The following is a 14977-nucleotide window of genomic DNA, read 5'->3' as shown; positions in this document are numbered from 1 at the left end:
TAACGCCGAATTCAGCCGGGCCGGATTTAATTAAGCATGCATATCAGTTATTTCACTGGCTAAAATGCATGACTTCACCTTCCTGCATGGTATTGCCGGTTACAGGGTTGGCGTTTTGATATGCGCTGCCGCCCAGTTGTTCATTAATCTGCCGCGCTACATCCACGCCTAAGCTTTTAGACACTTCCGAGACTACCCGGCCGCGACTGGGCACGACATGGCTTCCTCCGGTCACAACGCGCACATCCTGCCCTTCGCCGGTAGCGCTAAATGCGGCTTTCACCTCGTAAGTGCGGGTATTGATCAGGCTAAACTCTGCCACCAGCATCAGGCTGAAAGTGTTGGACAGCGTGTCGGTACCGATAATGGGATTAGCTTCGTCGCGAAAATCAAGCTCGCTGACCGTTCCGAACAATACATAATCGGCCCCGGGATAAGCGCCTTTTTTGATGCGGCTGATAATGTCGTAGATTTGTTCGCTGCCCTTGGCTGTGTAAGGTTTGGCCTGAGATACCTGGAAACCGCCGGTTTTAAGGATTTCCCCCTTAATATCGCCGACAAATTTACGCAGTTCGCCATATTCGATATAGCTGTAACTGCTTTCGACCTCGGTATAATCAGTCTCCGATTTTCCGCTATACGATGAACGACTCGAAGCTGAGGAGCTTTCGAAACTATCCCGTTCGCGCTCGCTATGGCTGGCTCGCGCCGATGACTTGTTGTGATAATCAACAAGATGAAAATAACCGCTGACCCGCTCGGCATAAGCCAGGTCGGTAACGGCGATTTTGGCCGCTAGTGCGTTGCTCGCCCCAAGCAATGACGACAGCAGGAATAACAAACGTAACGGTTTCATTTGCTATCTCACTAAAACATGGATTTATTGGAAGTCTTGCGTATTTCTTTTTCATCCGCCCATTCCATGGTGCCGGATTCAATATCCACCAGCTGCAAGCTGAATTTGTAATACACGTCTTTGACATCGCCGGCTCGTTTTACGATAGAGGTTATGGTGCCTTCGATGCGGAAATCGGCGCCTTCCATGTTACCCATTTTTTTTGACTTACTTTTTTTGTACAGGCCGGTTTGATTTTGCCGGGTCAATTCATCGACTTGGGTTTGCATGGCGCTGGTGTCTACCGCAAAGCGCACCATGCCGCTTTTTACGATTTTGGTGCGTATCGAATCGGTGACCGACTTTGTGTCTATGTATTCGCTGGTTCGGTTCTTAACTTCCGCAACGGTCACCAAAGGACGCGATTTTGCAAACAGGGCAGGGGATTGTAATAGCGAGCTGGCCATCGATTCCGCTATGGCTTGCAGGTCGGTAGAGCCGAATTCGTTGGTTAAGGTTTCAACGGCTTTACTGTCGCCGTACTCGACGTTGCCGGAACTGAGCGTTGGTGATTGCGTTGCACAGCCGCTTAACAGCAGCGCTATCGCAGTGGCTTTGAAGGCATTTGACTTCATGATGTTTGATTTATGCATGGGATTATCTCTCTTAAAGTATGTTGAAGGGCGGCTTCTGGTCGCCTCTACAGAACATTATTATTTTGGGCTATGTCGGAGTGCAAGCTTTGCTTGTGCTTGCAGGCGAAGCCTGCACTCCAGTAGTCAGTTGCTTTCACACTTAACGATGGCATAGTCTTATTTTTTGGGAATCGCTTAAGGCAGGTCACCCGTGTTATCAGGGCTTTGCACAACCAGTCTGAAATCCGTAACCTGAGGCGACGGCGCGACAGCCGATAGCGTTTGTTTCTGATAAGCGTAAACCAGTACGGGCTTCCAGGCTTCTTCACCGCCGACCGCAAAACCGGCGGCATCCAGCCATTTAAAGCGATAGTAAAGTTGTTGGTTATCCGAGTCCGTATTGTTGATCTCGGCCTGCACGGTTAACAGATGATTGCGTTTTACGGCGCGCAGGTCGGTCACTTGCAGATACGACATTTCACTCAGCTGCTCGACCTTGGCATTGATGCTGCCGGGGCGTGGCGGCGGCTTGTGACTGGCGCAGGCGCTGACCAGCGACAAAGCGATAACTAACGGTATAATTTTAAACAAATGCATGACTTATCCTTTTGCTTGTTGGGCAGGTTTTGAGGCTTTTTTCTTTTTGGATTTTGACGGGGCTTTCTTGTTGGGACCCGTTATTGCCGGGCTATCGGTATTTTCAATGGCTTGAATTGCAGAGGGTGCGGTATAAACCGGCATTTGCGGCCCAAAAGCAGGTTGCGACCAATAAACCTGATTACCCAGCAACCGTGTCACCACGATGGCGTGTGAGCCTTGAATATCAATGGATTGTTTGCTGCTGCCAATGGCTATGTCATGCTTGCCGGAAGGCAGCGTTACACGGCCAATGCTGATGGTTGCAGGCAAAGTGCGCCAAGTGCGTTCATCCGCAGATTCGGTAATGACATTGGCGATATTCAAGGCAATACCCGCAATCGCCACACCGCCGCCTTGATCCATCAAGGCCTTTTGCGACATGGTTTTTGCAGCGGCGCGAAGAATACCCCTGACAATAATCCCCGGCATATCATCCCTTAATGCCCGCTTGGACATGGTGTCCAAACTGGTCACGCCGGCTAACGGCAGGGTATCCTTGCCGTCAATGCCGATAGTGCTGGGTTGTAACGTATGGCTAGGGTCAGAATGCAGCACCGGGAACGATATAGGAATAACGCCCAAATTGCTGACGATCACCGGGACAGGAATGGTGATTGAGCTAAGCGCAGGCGCGGCGCCTGATTCGACCACAAATAACACATCGGTTTCCGTAGGTTTACGCAGGCTGGGACGCGATTCCAATGTAGCCAAGCCGTCTTCCAGGATTTTAATATTGGGCTGTAGCTCAATCGCCTGCCGGTAACCGGGTGAGGCGAGACCCTGTTCATTCAAGGCTTCGTAGACAAAACCGGCCAGATAATGACTGAAAGCGCTTTGGTAGCCGTTTTTTAGCGTGGTGACTTCGGCCGAGTTAAGCGTTTCGACCGGATAACCGTTCAGATCCTTAAAGGTCGTGGTGATACCTTTTTCCTTGCTTTCCTGTTCCAGCGCCTCGGTATCTTTCGCATTAATTTCCGCGATAATGGCTTCCCGCTCGTGGGTTTTCTTGATCTCGGTTCTGGCGGCATTCCAGTCGCCTGCCGACAAGTGATCCAGCGCAAGCCGGGTAGACAGCATGACTTTTTCATAATCATGACCATCGTAGCGACGGGTTTTATCGTTTAACACCACCGCGCCGACATTTTCTAAAATGGCACCGGCCCTGACTTTAGCTTCATTCTCCCATTCGTTGACCTTTTGATCGGCCAACAGCCACGCACCTGCACTGTCCTTGTATTGGCTCTTCAAGCGCAACAATTCGCCTTTTTCCAGGTAATAAAGCAGATCGAAATCGCCGCCGGTATTATTGGCTTCATGGTGAGTTAAAGCTTGATCTATTTGGCCTTTTCCGACCAGATCAATGGTTTGTTTGAGTTCGTCATCGTAACTGCGCATTACCGAACAGCCGGACAGGGTTATGGTTAATAAAAAGGGCAGCGCAAGGCTGATCGGGCGGGTAGAGATGGGCATGGTGATTCCTTGTTCTATTATTTTTATTATTGGGTTGCATCCGATAGCTTGGTCATTATCCGTAATCAAACCGCCGGTGGGAGGAAAAGTATAAATGTTTTTTTTTGTTAATGGCTTGTTATTTTTGAGGGATTACAAGCAGGCGGATTTGCCGGGGGATGGTTTATTCAAGCGTGTTGTTTTTAATCCGAGTGCCCATCAAGTAATCGAACCAGGGCCAGGTCACACACCAGTTCGCGGCGCGGTTGCCGCCGAGATGGTGATCGTAATGCCAGCGTAAATGCTGTTTAGCCCAGATTGGGTCGAGATGAGCCTTGCGATGCTTGTAGTAATACAGCATCAAGGATGCATACACCGCGCCGGTAAATAGGGGAAATAGTAAAAACAGCGGCACATGCAGCAGCACAATGCCCGACAATGCCGCCAGTTCTTTGGTTTGGGCGTTCCATGTTGTTAATGTCACGGATTGATAGCCCGGATCGAACATGGCATTTTTAGCGCAAACGGCGTGATGCTCATGCCAATGATAAGCCCAGAAACTGTGCTGGTTTTGTCCCAGTCCATGCAAAATGTATTTATGCATCAGCCATTCACCGGCATTGGCATACAGTAAGCCTAAAATGAATTGAGCGGCTAAGCTAAGCATGGGACATAAAAATAAAATACCTCATTTCTCTAAATAGAGCGCAGACGACAACTGCCTTAACCGGGATAGTTCTTACCCCTATAATACGTTTTCTCTCTGCTATCAAGCCAGATTAAAAATATTACAGAACAAATATAAAGTCTTTTGCGCGGCCCCTTTCGGCTTCTAACCCAAATACACAGCACTTAGTAAATGACATCAAAGATTGTGCCAAGTGATTACCTGAGGGTTGGATTGCAAGATTTCCTTTTTTAATCGCTACAAAGTAGATAAAATTAGTGGGTTTTTATTTATTAGGTGATTATCAGCATGAGCGTTATAGAAAGAATTAAAGACCAGATTGAAAATAATCCGGTTGTTTTATACATGAAAGGGTCACCGGATTTTCCTCAATGCGGCTTTTCCGGCCAAACCGTGCAAATATTGGGAGCTTGTCATGCCAAATTTATGTACGTTAATATTTTTGAGGATCCTGAACTTCGCGAGGCGCTTAAAGAATATTCGAACTGGCCGACCTATCCCCAGCTGTATATCGGCGGTGAGCTAGTCGGCGGTTGCGATATCGTTATTGACCTGTACCAGAAAGGTGAGTTGGCAAAGATGTTGGCTGCGGTTGGTGCAATAGAGGAATAATCGATGCTACACGGATGACGCGCGTGTCATCCGTGTGCCGGTTTTATTATCAACTACCGATTGATTCCAGCTGCTTCCAGCGGTTGACTATCATGCAAAACAGCTCTGCTGTCTTTTCGGCGTCATAAAGCGCTGAATGCGCTTTTTCGTTATCCCAATCCAATCCCGCTGTTTGGGCAATTTTCGCCAGCACCGTCTGTTGATAGACCAATCCCCCCAATGTCGCGGTATCGAAAGTGCTGAACGGATGAAAAGGACTGCGTTTTATTTGGGTTCTTTGAATGGCGGCATTTAAGAAACCGATGTCAAAAGCGGGGTTGTGTCCAACCAGAATCGCCCGGGTGCAGTTGTTACGCTTGACGGCCTCTTTAATCGGTTTAAACAGCATGTGCAGCGCGTCTTTCTCTTCAATGGCCATGCGGAACGGGTGGTGCGGGTCTATGCCGTTAAATTTGAGGGCTGCTTCGTCCAGTTCGGCATTTTTAAAGGGAATGACATGCGTTGTATAACGTTCGGTAATTTCCAGATCGCTGTTGCTGTTAAGCTCGACAATCACGGCGGCAATTTCCAGTAATGCATTTTTTTTGGGATTAAACCCGGCTGTTTCAATGTCGACGACTACCGGCAGGAAGCCTCGGAAACGTTTGTCTAAGGGAATTACAGGTGTATCCATTTTTTGAGTTATGCCAAGAGGTGTCGAAATGATGAGGAATGAAGGCGGTGATTTATGGTATGTTACGCGAAAATTGCCCCATTATAAAAATAATAGCGTTGAGGAGTGGATGACATGCAACAGAAAAAATTGATGACTCAATTCGGATGTCTTGTTTTATCGGGTGTACTGGCAGGATGTGCGACCACCGCAAAAGACCCCCAAGATCCATTGGAAGGCTGGAATAGGGGAGTGCAGACCTTTAACGATAAGCTTGACGATTATGCGATGAAGCCTGTCGCCAAGGGGTATCAGTGGGTAACGCCATCGTTTGTCGATCAAGGCGTGACCAATTTTTTCAGTAACATTAACGACATCGGCGTAACACTCAATGACCTGATGCAGTTTAAAATCTCGCAAACCGGCCTGGATGGTTCGCGCTTTATTGTCAATACCATCGCCGGGGTTGCCGGTTTTGTCGATGTCGCGGCGATGATCGATTTGCCAAAGCATAATGAAGATTTTGACCAAACCATGGGTGTTTGGGGTGTACCGACCGGCCCTTACCTGGTGCTGCCGTTTTTCGGGCCGAGTTCCCCTCGCGGCGTGGGCGGTCTGATCGGCGATGCTGCGATGAATCCGATCAGCTATCTTGACAGCGGTGTTATCAGCAGTGGACTGTTCGGGGTGAATGCCATCGATTTGCGCGCAGACAATTTGACGACTGAAAAGATAGCAACGGAAGCTGCGGTAGACCGGTATGCGTTTTTTAAAAGCGCTTATTTTCAACATCGTGAATACCTGATTCACGATGGCAATGTGCCGGAGGGATCGGATTACCTGGAGATTGATGATGACTTTAATGAGGATAATTTGGCTCCGGTTAAGCCGTATTAAAAAACAGGCAAAGGGCGAAAAATACGTTATTACCTTGAAAAAGTAGGGCGCGCCGTGCGCGCCTTTTCCTCAGATTTGGATTAAATTGACGCTCATCTTTGGCGCGCGGCACGCCCTACGCTTGTGGTTTTCCGGCAGATTATTGTAACTTCCAGCCCAACTCTTCATTCGCCTTGAGCGGCGTGATGGACAGGCCGTTTTCTCCGTAAGCGGACGGCACTTTCCAGCCGGTTTTTTCCAAGGTGACCGTGCCTGAATTTCTGGGCAATCGGTAAAAGTCGGCCCCGTAAAAACTGGCGAAACCTTCCAGTTTGTCCAATGCGTCCGCTCGCTCAAACGCTTCCGCATAAAGCTCCAAAGCCGCATGGGCGCTGTAACAACCGGCGCAACCGCAGGCGGTTTCCTTTAATGAAGTCAGGTGCGGCGCACTGTCCGTGCCCAGAAAAAATTTCGGGTTACTGCTGGTGGCTGCGGCGACCAAGGCCAGACGATGCGACTCGCGCTTGATGATCGGCAGGCAGTAATGGTGCGGCCTGATGCCGCCCGCCAGAATCGCATTGCGGTTAAACAGCAAATGCTGGGGGGTGATGGTTGCGGCAATATTGGCGCCGGAAGCCAGCACAAATTGTACGGCTTCAGTCGTGGTTACGTGTTCGACCACGATGCGCAAACCGGGGAAGTTATTCGTGATGTCGGTCAGGTAGGTGTCGATAAACACCCGTTCCCGGTCGAAAATATCGCACGCGTCATCGGTGACTTCGCCATGAATCAGCAACGGCATATCATATTGTTCCATTGCCGCCAATAACGGATAAACAGCCTTGATGTCGGCAACACCGGAATCGGAATTGGTGGTGGCGCCTGCCGGATACAGTTTAAAGGCATGGATATGTTCGGATTCGGCGGCTTTTTGGATTTCATCCGCGGTTGTCGAACCGGTCAGGTAAAGCGTCATCAACGGCGTAAAATCAAGACCAACCGGAACCGCTTGTAGAATTTCTTCCCGATAAATCAAAGCCTGAGCCACCGTAGTAACAGGCGGTTTGAGATTGGGCATGATGACTGCGCGGGCAAATTGCCTGGCGGTATGCGGCATAACTGTTTTTAAAACTGCGCCGTTTCTGACATGTAAATGCCAGTCATCCGGCCTTGTGATGGTTAATGTTTTCATTATTGGAGGTAAATTCTGTAAAATAGGCGGTTATTTTATAGTAAGTGCCTTGAAAAACTAAGCGCAGCACTTATTGTGGTTATTATTTTTGTTATCGGAGCGGTTAATGCCAATATACGAGTACCAATGTCAATCATGCGGTCATGAGCACGAAGCGTTACAAAAACTCAGTGCCGAGCCCCTAACTATCTGCCCGGCCTGTAGCAAGCCGGAGTTAATGAAAAAGATTTCTGCGGCGGGATTCCGATTGAAAGGCACCGGCTGGTACGAAACTGATTTTAAAAGCGGCACCAAGAAAAATGTAGCGGGCGAAGCGAGTTGTTCAAGTTCCGCACCATCCACCGGCGGCTGTTCAGGCGGCGGCTGCAAATAATAAAACAGGCGAAAGGCTCAAGGCGAAAGGCAAAAAAACAGGCCTTCGCCTTGAGCCTTTCGCCTTTCATCTTAACCAAATCAACAGGGAAAATTTATGCGTACTCACAAGTGCGGAGAATTAAACACACAACAGCTAGGCGAAACAGTTTCAATCTGCGGTTGGGTACACAGACGCAGAGACCACGGCGGCGTTATTTTTATCGATTTGAGGGACCGTGCCGGATTGGTCCAGGTCGTGATTGATCCCGACATGGCTGACACCTTCGCCACTGCTGAAAGCGTCCGCAGTGAATATGTATTACAAATTACCGGACTGGTTCGTCACCGTCCCGAAGGCACGGTTAATGCCAATATGCATTCCGGCGCGATTGAAATACTGGCTAAAGACATTGTCGTGCTGAACGAGTCGGAAACCCCGCCGTTCCCGGTCGAAAGCGAGATCGAGGTCAACGAAGAATTGCGTTTGCGCTATCGCTATATCGACTTGCGCCGTACCGTAATGCAGGAAAAGATGAAAGTGCGCCGCGATGTGACGCGGGTGTTAAGAAATTTCCTCGATGATAACGAGTTCTTCGAGATTGAAACGCCTTACCTGACTAAAGCCACACCCGAAGGCGCGCGCGATTACATCGTGCCGAGCCGCACCCACGAAAATTCATTTTTCGCGCTGCCGCAATCGCCGCAATTGTACAAGCAGATGTTGATGGTGGCGGGCATGGATCGCTATTATCAAGTCGTGCGCTGTTTCCGCGATGAAGACTTGCGTGCCGACCGTCAGCCTGAATTTACCCAGCTGGATATCGAAACCTCGTTCATGGATGAAAACGAGATCATGCATATCATGGAGGAAATGATCCGCCAGTTGTTCATCAAAGTGATCGGCGTGAACCTGGGTGACAAATTTCCGCGCATGACCCATCAGGAAGCCGTATCGCGCTATGGCGTCGATCGTCCCGATTTGCGGATTCCGCTGGAATTGGTCGATATTGCCGAGGACATGAAAGACGTCGATTTCAAAGTCTTTTCCGCACCGGCCAACGACCCGAAAGGCCGCGTCGTTGCGATGCGCGTACCGAATGCAGGTGATTTAAGCCGCAAAGACATCGATGCGTTAACCAAGTATGTCAGCATTTACGGCGCAAGAGGTTTGGCTTATATCAAGGTCAACGACCTGGCCGCCGGTGTCGACGGTTTGCAATCGCCTATTGTCAAATTCGCCCCTGCTGAAGTTTGGGACAGTGTTCTGGCCAAAACCGGCGCACAAAACGGCGATTTAATCTTCTTCGGCGCGGATAAAGCCGGCATCGTTAATGAAGCGATGGGCGCATTGCGGGTCAAGTTGGGGCACGACCTTAACCTGCTGCAAGGCGATTGGAAACCGGTTTGGGTGATTGACTTCCCGATGTTCGATTGGGATGAGAAAAGTCAGCGTTGGAATGCCATTCATCACCCTTTCACCGCGCCAAGTTGCTCAGTCGAAGAGCTGGTCGCCAATCCGGGCGCGGCATTATCGCGCGCTTATGATTTGGTGTTGAACGGCACCGAAGTCGGCGGCGGTTCGATTCGTATCAACCGTACGTCCATGCAGCAAACCGTGCTTGAAATATTAGGCATCGGCGAAGACGAAGCCAGGGAAAAATTCGGCTTCCTGCTGGATGCGTTGAAATACGGCGCGCCTCCGCATGGCGGCCTTGCCTTCGGTCTTGACCGTTTGGTCATGCTGATGACAGGATCAACGTCTATTCGCGACGTGATAGCTTTCCCTAAAACTCAGTCAGCGGCTTGTCCTTTAGTCAGCGCACCGGCGGTCGTCACCGACGAGCAGTTGAAAGAGTTGGGTATTCGGTTGATTAAGCCTGCAGGAAAAGAAAAAGCTAAGGATTAAAGGCTTTTATTCACTACGAAGGACACGAAGAAATAAAACTCGTGCTCCCAAGCCGGACGGGGCATGTTGCCCCGTCCGAAACGTTTTGCGCTAGTTAAGTGCAGTCACTTTACTTAGGCATCGCAGAAACATTAGGAGCGGGGTTGCAAACCTCGCTCCGCTGAGAGTACTACGACGAAGAACACGAAGAAATAAAACTTCGTGTTCTTCGTGTCTTCGTGGTGATATGCTTTTTTCTTTTATGAATTGACCTGTTATTAAGCAGTTACCCCAAAATCGTCTCCCTAGAGGAGTATCATTTATGACCAATACCCCATTTCCCATTCAAGATTACGCCTTACTCAGCGATGAGGAATGCGATGCCCGGATTATCGCCGCCAAAGCCAAGCTTGGCAGCCGATGCGTAGTGCTCGGACATCATTATCAGCGCGATGAAGTATTCAAACATGCCGATTTTTCCGGCGATTCGTTAAAACTGTCCAGAGATGCGGCCAAGTCCGATGCCGAATACATCGTATTTTGCGGTGTGCATTTTATGGCCGAAGTCGCCGATATACTGTCCCGTCCCGAGCAGATTGCGATCCTGCCGGACATGGCGGCGGGCTGTTCGATGGCCGATATGGCCAATCTGATCAAGGTGCAAAAGTGCTGGGATGAATTGGCGCAAATAATTGACGTGGAAGCCGAAGTTACCCCGGTTACCTACATCAACTCTGCGGCCGACCTTAAATCCTTTTGCGGCAAGCATGACGGCATCGTCTGCACCTCATCCAACGCCCAAAAAATATTGGAATGGAGTTTTGCCAAAAAATCGAAAGTGCTGTTTTTCCCCGACCAGCATCTGGGACGCAATACCGGTTACCGGATGGGCATTCCATTGGAAGAGATGGTTACTTGGGATTTTACCAAGCCGATGGGCGGCTTGACCGAGCAGCAAATCCGCAACGCCAAAATCATTCTATGGAATGGCTATTGTTCCGTGCATCAGGTATTCAAGCCGGAACATATTGATGAGTTCTTAAAGCGTTACCCGGAAACCAAAGTCATTTCTCACCCTGAAGCGTCGTTTGAAGTGTGCCAAAAATCGGAATACATCGGTTCTACCGAATACATCTTAAAAACAGTGCGCGAAGCCGAACCGAACACCCGCTGGCTGGTTGCGACGGAACTCAATTTGGTCAACCGTCTGCATGACGAATGCAAAGCGCAGGGCAAAAATGTCCATTTTATGTCGCCTACGTTATGCATGTGCTCAACCATGTTCAGAACCGATCCGCAACATTTGGCCTGGGTGCTGGAAAACCTGGCGGCAGGACATGTAGTTAACCGGATTTCGGTGCCTGAGGACATAGCGAAGTATGCCAAGAAAGCGCTGGATAACATGTTGGGAGTGATGTAATGACAGTAGATTTTAATCATTTAAAGCATTTTTCCATGACCTATGTGTTCATGGATGAAGAAGACATAGCCTGCGAATATGAGCAAACAGAGCCAATCCCCGTCGTTGCCGCTGATGGCAAGAGCATCAGTTTTAACTTAAGAAATATCGATCAAAGTGAAGACAAAGATGTTTATTCGGTAGTTCTGGTAAAAGAGGGCGATGACGAGTTTTACATAAAATCCGATTATTTTGACGATGCCGCAGAACCTTACCCTATGGATGTTGAAATTTCCGATGATGATGTTAAGTTCATCTTGGAAGGTGAAGATGAGGTTATGTATTTATATGGTTTTTTTGAGTAAAACCGTGATTAACGTTATTCCATTGAGAATTTAGCAAGGATTTTGTTTATGAATGCCCCGGATATTCGTTGGCAGCAACGCTTTGCTAACTTTAAAAAAGTCTTGGTGCAGCTTAAAAATGCCGTAGAACTCAGCAAGCAGCGTCCATTGTCTTTACTGGAGAAACAAGGCGTTATTCAGGCGTTTGAGTTTACTCATGAATTGGCCTGGAATGTCCTGAAGGACTATCTGGAAGACCAGGGCAATCAATCCATCAAAGGCTCAAAAGATGCTACCCGCGAAGCTTTTAAAGTGGCATTGATAGCTGACGGCGAACAATGGATGGCGATGATTCAGAGCAGGAATGTATCTTCGCATACCTACGATGAGCAAACCGCCGAACAACTGGTTGTAGCGATAATAAATAATTATTTTCCGTCGCTGCGAGACAGGAGTCGAGTAGTCCCCAGAAGCGATAGTGCATGTGTTTTCACGAAGCGCTTTTTGCGTAGTGAAAATGCAGGCTTTCCGAAATCGCGTCGAGTCATTGCGAGAATGATGTTGGATACCCCTTGTTGGGTATCCAACGAAAGAAGCAGGACGGCTGGGGCAGCCGCAGGCATTAGCGGTCGCGTAGCTTTTGCCGCTTGTTGGGCAAGGATGCCCATAAAAGCTTTCGCAAAAATAGCGACTCCCCGATGTTTGAACTGCTGCAAACGGACATGCAAAAATACCTGACATGAAAACAGCTGCTGCGGCCAAACTGGGCTTGTCGCAAACCACGTTAGATAAACTTAACAGTGTTTTCTTGCGGCACAAAGGCATTAACTCTTTGCTGGTTTACGGTTCACGCGCCAAGGGTAATTATCGCCCAGGCTTGGATATAGACTTAACCATCAAAGGCGACGTACTTGAATTTGCCGAGTTAATGCAAATAGAAGACCAGATTGATGATTTGTTTTTGCCTTATACCGTGGATTTGTCGCAATACGCACAGCTCAGTAATAAGTAGTAATGCGAAAGTTATTAGGAAGTAAATTTATTGTGTCAAACTGGAAACGATTGCAATAACAGACAAAAATTAGGAGTCCACCTGAAATTCATCGCCAAACTGACCCCGGAAGAGTAAGTAACGTTAACCGAAGCCTATCGTAACCACCCATTATTCCGGGTTAGACAACGGGCACATGCTATCTTATTGAATAATAGAAGGTATGTAATTACACGGCTGAGCGAATTGTTTGAGTCCCAGCATGAGACTGTCAGCTCATGGTTAGACAAATGGGAAACAGAGGGATTAATAGGGCTTTACGATTGTCCACGAAGCGGTAGGCCTGTGCGCTTCACGGTTGAGGAACAAGCCGTTTTTCTGGGCTATATTGACAAAAACCCACACCAGCCCAAGGCCGCCGCAGCACGATTGCTGGAGGAGGCGGGCAAGGAAGCCAGCTTTGACACCTTTAAACGAATTTTAAAAAAAGTGCCTATGCCTGGAAACGTTGTCGGCAATCAGTGAAGGGAAAGCGTAATGAAGCAGATTTCCAACGTGATAAGGCATATCTGAAGGCCTTGAAACAGCAAGAGGATGATGGGGAATTGAAGCTTTACTACTTTGACGAATCCGGATTTAGCACGACACCCTGTGTACCCTATGGATGGCAACGGATTGGCGAGACCCGACAAATACCCTGCTATCGTAGCAAGCGCATGAATGTGTTAGGTTTTTTGAGTCGCAGCAATGATCTGTTTTTCCACAGCTCCGAACAATCGGTGACAACGGATACGGTTGTCAATGCCTTTGATGCGTTTGTCGAAATGCTTCCATGAAGTGGCTACACTAAACCGGACACACAATCTAAAATAATCTGAAAATAGAGAGTGTGTCGAAAATGGATCAAGAAAAACAAAAAGTAAAAATATATAGCGCCGAATTTAGAGAATCCTCGGTGAAGCTGGCGATAGGTTCTGATAAGCCGATTACCCAAACAGCCAGGGATTTAGGAGTCAATGCCAATACGCTCCATACCTGGATCAACAAATATAGCCAGCCGAAGGAGTACAGCAAAACCGTGCGAACCGATGAGCATCTATACGAAGAATTGAAGCGGCTGAAGAAGGAAAACGCCCGATTAATAGAGGAACGTGACCTGTTAAAAAAAGCAGCGGCGTACTTTGCCAAGGAGCAACGGTCGACTGCATGGATGCAGGAGGTAGAGCAACGCAGGAGCAGTTGCCGAGAAGTACGCCTGGGTCAAACAACATGAGAGCGAATTTTCGGTTAAATCGATGTGCCGGTTCATGAGCGTTTCTCGTAGCGCTTACTATGCTTGGCAGGAGCGCCCTCAGACAGCCATTGAAAAAGACGATGCCGAGCTGGTTGAGGTCATAAAGACCCTGTTCCAGAAGAGTCGGAAAAACTACGGTACGCGTCGCCTCAAGGAGGCCTTAATCAACCGGGATCGGCAGGTCAGTCGACGTCGTATCGGCCGGTTAATGGCTGCTGCGGGTTTAGCCTGTAAAACCAAGCGCAAATTCAAAGCGACCACGAATTCCAAGCATAATTTGCCCATTGCCCCCAATCACTTGGATCGGCAATTCACGGTGGCGCAACCGAATCAAACCTATGTCGGCGACATCACCTATATTCATACACTGGAAGGTTGGCTGTATTTGGCTGTCGTGATTGACCTGTACTCGCGGCAAGTGGTCGGCTGGTCAATGGCTGAGCACATGCGGGCCAAACTGGTGAACGATGCGTTATTGATGGCCGTTTGGCAGCGTAAACCCGGTAAAGGCTTGATATGGCATACCGATAGAGGCAGTCAGTACGCCTCTGACAGTCATCGAACGCTATTGCAGGAGCATGGCATTATCCAAAGCATGAGTCGCAAAGGCAACTGCTGGGATAATGCCGTCTCAGAAAGCTTCTTTCATACCTTGAAAACAGAACTGGTTCATCATCAGCGTTATCAAACCAGAGCTGAGGCTAAGCAGGATATATTTGAATATATCGAGGTGTTTTACAACCGTGAGCGACTTCATTCCGCAAATCACTATGTGTCGCCAGTGGACTACGAAATGCAGCTAAAATCTGCTTAACTTTGTGTCCGGAAAAGTGTTGACACATCACCATTCATCGTAGCGGCGTATTCAAAGAAAAGCTGGCGGGCTGGCAACAACGTGGTGTGTGCTTACATTTTCTTCCGCCTTACAGCCCGGAGCTGAACCTGATCGAAATACTCTGGCGTAAAGTTAAGTACGAATGGTTGCCGCTTGATGCCTATCAAAGTTACGGACACTTGAAAAAGTGGGTGTTGGAAATCCTGAGTGACATCGGTAAAAAATTCCAAATAACTTTTGCGTAACTACTTATGTCGTGATGTGATTGTTTACAGCGGTTGATTAAGTGATGAATGC

At 48.6% G+C, this 14977-nt stretch carries 18 protein-coding genes and 1 pseudogene; 12 read left to right on the top strand and 7 right to left on the bottom strand.

Going from position 1 to position 14977, the window contains the following annotated elements; translation table 11 throughout:
- Positions 1–52 precede the first annotated feature (52 nt).
- The 5 genes from METTU_RS20545 to METTU_RS20525 form a co-directional block, all read right to left on the bottom strand.
- Positions 53–856 carry a hypothetical protein gene (locus METTU_RS20545; protein WP_006893945.1) on the bottom strand — a complete coding sequence of 268 codons (804 nt, stop codon included), beginning with the start codon at positions 854–856 and terminating at the stop codon, positions 53–55.
- Positions 857–867: 11 nt separating this feature from the next.
- Positions 868–1470: a penicillin-binding protein activator LpoB gene (gene lpoB / locus METTU_RS20540; RefSeq protein ID WP_040581714.1), complete on the bottom strand. Its 603-nt coding sequence runs from the start codon at positions 1468–1470 to the stop codon at positions 868–870.
- A 195-nt stretch (positions 1471–1665) separates the two neighbouring features.
- Positions 1666–2067: a YcfL family putative periplasmic lipoprotein gene (locus METTU_RS20535; protein ID WP_006893943.1), complete on the bottom strand. Its 402-nt coding sequence runs from the start codon at positions 2065–2067 to the stop codon at positions 1666–1668.
- Between the two features lie 3 nt (positions 2068–2070).
- Positions 2071–3579 carry a COG3014 family protein gene (locus tag METTU_RS20530; RefSeq protein WP_006893942.1) on the bottom strand — a complete coding sequence of 503 codons (1509 nt, stop codon included), beginning with the start codon at positions 3577–3579 and terminating at the stop codon, positions 2071–2073.
- A 163-nt stretch (positions 3580–3742) separates the two neighbouring features.
- Positions 3743–4225: a hypothetical protein gene (locus METTU_RS20525; RefSeq protein WP_006893941.1), complete on the bottom strand. Its 483-nt coding sequence runs from the start codon at positions 4223–4225 to the stop codon at positions 3743–3745.
- Between the two features lie 309 nt (positions 4226–4534).
- On the opposite strand from METTU_RS20525, the gene grxD reads away from it, so the two are divergent.
- On the top strand, positions 4535–4858 hold the full coding sequence (gene grxD, locus METTU_RS20520; RefSeq protein WP_006893940.1) for a Grx4 family monothiol glutaredoxin: 324 nt from the start codon (positions 4535–4537) through the stop codon (positions 4856–4858).
- A 49-nt stretch (positions 4859–4907) separates the two neighbouring features.
- Here the strand turns inward: grxD and rnt are convergent, their stop codons facing one another.
- Positions 4908–5531, bottom strand: a complete 624-nt coding sequence (rnt, locus tag METTU_RS20515) for a ribonuclease T (protein ID WP_006893939.1) — start codon at positions 5529–5531, stop codon at positions 4908–4910.
- Between the two features lie 114 nt (positions 5532–5645).
- Here rnt and METTU_RS20510 point away from each other — a divergent pair, with 114 nt between their 5' ends.
- Positions 5646–6407, top strand: a complete 762-nt coding sequence (locus METTU_RS20510; RefSeq protein ID WP_006893938.1) for an MlaA family lipoprotein — start codon at positions 5646–5648, stop codon at positions 6405–6407.
- Positions 6408–6546: 139 nt separating this feature from the next.
- Here METTU_RS20510 and pyrC read toward each other — a convergent pair whose 3' ends face one another.
- On the bottom strand, positions 6547–7578 hold the full coding sequence (gene pyrC, locus METTU_RS20505; protein ID WP_006893937.1) for a dihydroorotase: 1032 nt from the start codon (positions 7576–7578) through the stop codon (positions 6547–6549).
- Positions 7579–7684: 106 nt separating this feature from the next.
- Between pyrC and METTU_RS20500 the strand changes: the two genes are divergently transcribed.
- The 10 genes and pseudogenes from METTU_RS20500 to METTU_RS20450 all read left to right on the top strand — a co-directional run bounded on the left by METTU_RS20500 (position 7685) and on the right by METTU_RS20450 (position 14925).
- Positions 7685–7951, top strand: a complete 267-nt coding sequence (locus tag METTU_RS20500; protein WP_006893936.1) for an FmdB family zinc ribbon protein — start codon at positions 7685–7687, stop codon at positions 7949–7951.
- 96 nt (positions 7952–8047) lie between these two features.
- Positions 8048–9838, top strand: a complete 1791-nt coding sequence (gene aspS / locus METTU_RS20495) for an aspartate--tRNA ligase (RefSeq protein ID WP_006893935.1) — start codon at positions 8048–8050, stop codon at positions 9836–9838.
- A 301-nt stretch (positions 9839–10139) separates the two neighbouring features.
- A complete protein-coding gene (gene nadA / locus METTU_RS20490; protein ID WP_006893934.1) occupies positions 10140–11237 on the top strand; it encodes a quinolinate synthase NadA in 1098 nt (365 codons plus the stop codon).
- Positions 11237–11581 (top strand): hypothetical protein, encoded by a 345-nt coding sequence (locus tag METTU_RS20485; RefSeq protein WP_006893933.1) that lies wholly within the window; start codon positions 11237–11239, stop codon positions 11579–11581. Before nadA ends, METTU_RS20485 begins: the two co-directional genes overlap by 1 nt.
- Positions 11582–11629: 48 nt before the next feature.
- A complete protein-coding gene (locus tag METTU_RS24165; RefSeq protein WP_006893932.1) occupies positions 11630–12298 on the top strand; it encodes a nucleotidyltransferase substrate binding protein in 669 nt (222 codons plus the stop codon).
- 1 nt (position 12299) lies between these two features.
- A complete protein-coding gene (locus METTU_RS20475; protein ID WP_006893931.1) occupies positions 12300–12572 on the top strand; it encodes a nucleotidyltransferase domain-containing protein in 273 nt (90 codons plus the stop codon).
- A gap of 186 nt (positions 12573–12758) precedes the next feature.
- Entirely contained in the window at positions 12759–13076 is a 318-nt protein-coding gene (locus METTU_RS24750) for a helix-turn-helix domain-containing protein (protein ID WP_254258130.1), read from the top strand.
- Positions 13073–13387, top strand: a complete 315-nt coding sequence (locus METTU_RS24745) for a transposase (RefSeq protein ID WP_254258069.1) — start codon at positions 13073–13075, stop codon at positions 13385–13387. The genes METTU_RS24750 and METTU_RS24745 overlap by 4 nt, the downstream gene beginning before the upstream one ends.
- 62 nt (positions 13388–13449) lie before the next feature.
- Positions 13450–14659 (top strand): annotated as a pseudogene (locus METTU_RS20455) (IS3 family transposase).
- 26 nt (positions 14660–14685) lie between these two features.
- A complete protein-coding gene (locus METTU_RS20450) occupies positions 14686–14925 on the top strand; it encodes a transposase (protein ID WP_081466953.1) in 240 nt (79 codons plus the stop codon).
- The last annotated feature ends 52 nt before the right edge of the window (positions 14926–14977 follow it).

Source organism: Methylobacter tundripaludum SV96, assembly GCF_000190755.2.
Classification (GTDB): domain Bacteria; phylum Pseudomonadota; class Gammaproteobacteria; order Methylococcales; family Methylomonadaceae; genus Methylobacter_A; species Methylobacter_A tundripaludum.
The sequence above is the reverse complement of the archived record's forward strand: the minus strand, read 5'-3'. Positions and strand labels throughout refer to the sequence as shown.

What these genes read in the sequence shown, in the direction of transcription:
- METTU_RS20475 (WP_006893931.1), top strand. Translation starts at nt 12,300, where the DNA reads ATGAAAACAGCTGCTGCGGCCAAACTGGGCTTGTCGCAAACCACGTTA.
- METTU_RS20535 (WP_006893943.1), bottom strand. Translation starts at nt 2,067, where the DNA reads ATGCATTTGTTTAAAATTATACCGTTAGTTATCGCTTTGTCGCTGGTC.
- pyrC (WP_006893937.1), bottom strand. Translation starts at nt 7,578, where the DNA reads ATGAAAACATTAACCATCACAAGGCCGGATGACTGGCATTTACATGTC.
- aspS (WP_006893935.1), top strand. Translation starts at nt 8,048, where the DNA reads ATGCGTACTCACAAGTGCGGAGAATTAAACACACAACAGCTAGGCGAA.
- METTU_RS20530 (WP_006893942.1), bottom strand. Translation starts at nt 3,579, where the DNA reads ATGCCCATCTCTACCCGCCCGATCAGCCTTGCGCTGCCCTTTTTATTA.
- METTU_RS20500 (WP_006893936.1), top strand. Translation starts at nt 7,685, where the DNA reads ATGCCAATATACGAGTACCAATGTCAATCATGCGGTCATGAGCACGAA.
- METTU_RS20545 (WP_006893945.1), bottom strand. Translation starts at nt 856, where the DNA reads ATGAAACCGTTACGTTTGTTATTCCTGCTGTCGTCATTGCTTGGGGCG.
- nadA (WP_006893934.1), top strand. Translation starts at nt 10,140, where the DNA reads ATGACCAATACCCCATTTCCCATTCAAGATTACGCCTTACTCAGCGAT.
- METTU_RS20485 (WP_006893933.1), top strand. Translation starts at nt 11,237, where the DNA reads ATGACAGTAGATTTTAATCATTTAAAGCATTTTTCCATGACCTATGTG.
- rnt (WP_006893939.1), bottom strand. Translation starts at nt 5,531, where the DNA reads ATGGATACACCTGTAATTCCCTTAGACAAACGTTTCCGAGGCTTCCTG.
- METTU_RS20525 (WP_006893941.1), bottom strand. Translation starts at nt 4,225, where the DNA reads ATGCTTAGCTTAGCCGCTCAATTCATTTTAGGCTTACTGTATGCCAAT.
- lpoB (WP_040581714.1), bottom strand. Translation starts at nt 1,470, where the DNA reads ATGAAGTCAAATGCCTTCAAAGCCACTGCGATAGCGCTGCTGTTAAGC.
- METTU_RS24165 (WP_006893932.1), top strand. Translation starts at nt 11,630, where the DNA reads ATGAATGCCCCGGATATTCGTTGGCAGCAACGCTTTGCTAACTTTAAA.
- grxD (WP_006893940.1), top strand. Translation starts at nt 4,535, where the DNA reads ATGAGCGTTATAGAAAGAATTAAAGACCAGATTGAAAATAATCCGGTT.
- METTU_RS20510 (WP_006893938.1), top strand. Translation starts at nt 5,646, where the DNA reads ATGCAACAGAAAAAATTGATGACTCAATTCGGATGTCTTGTTTTATCG.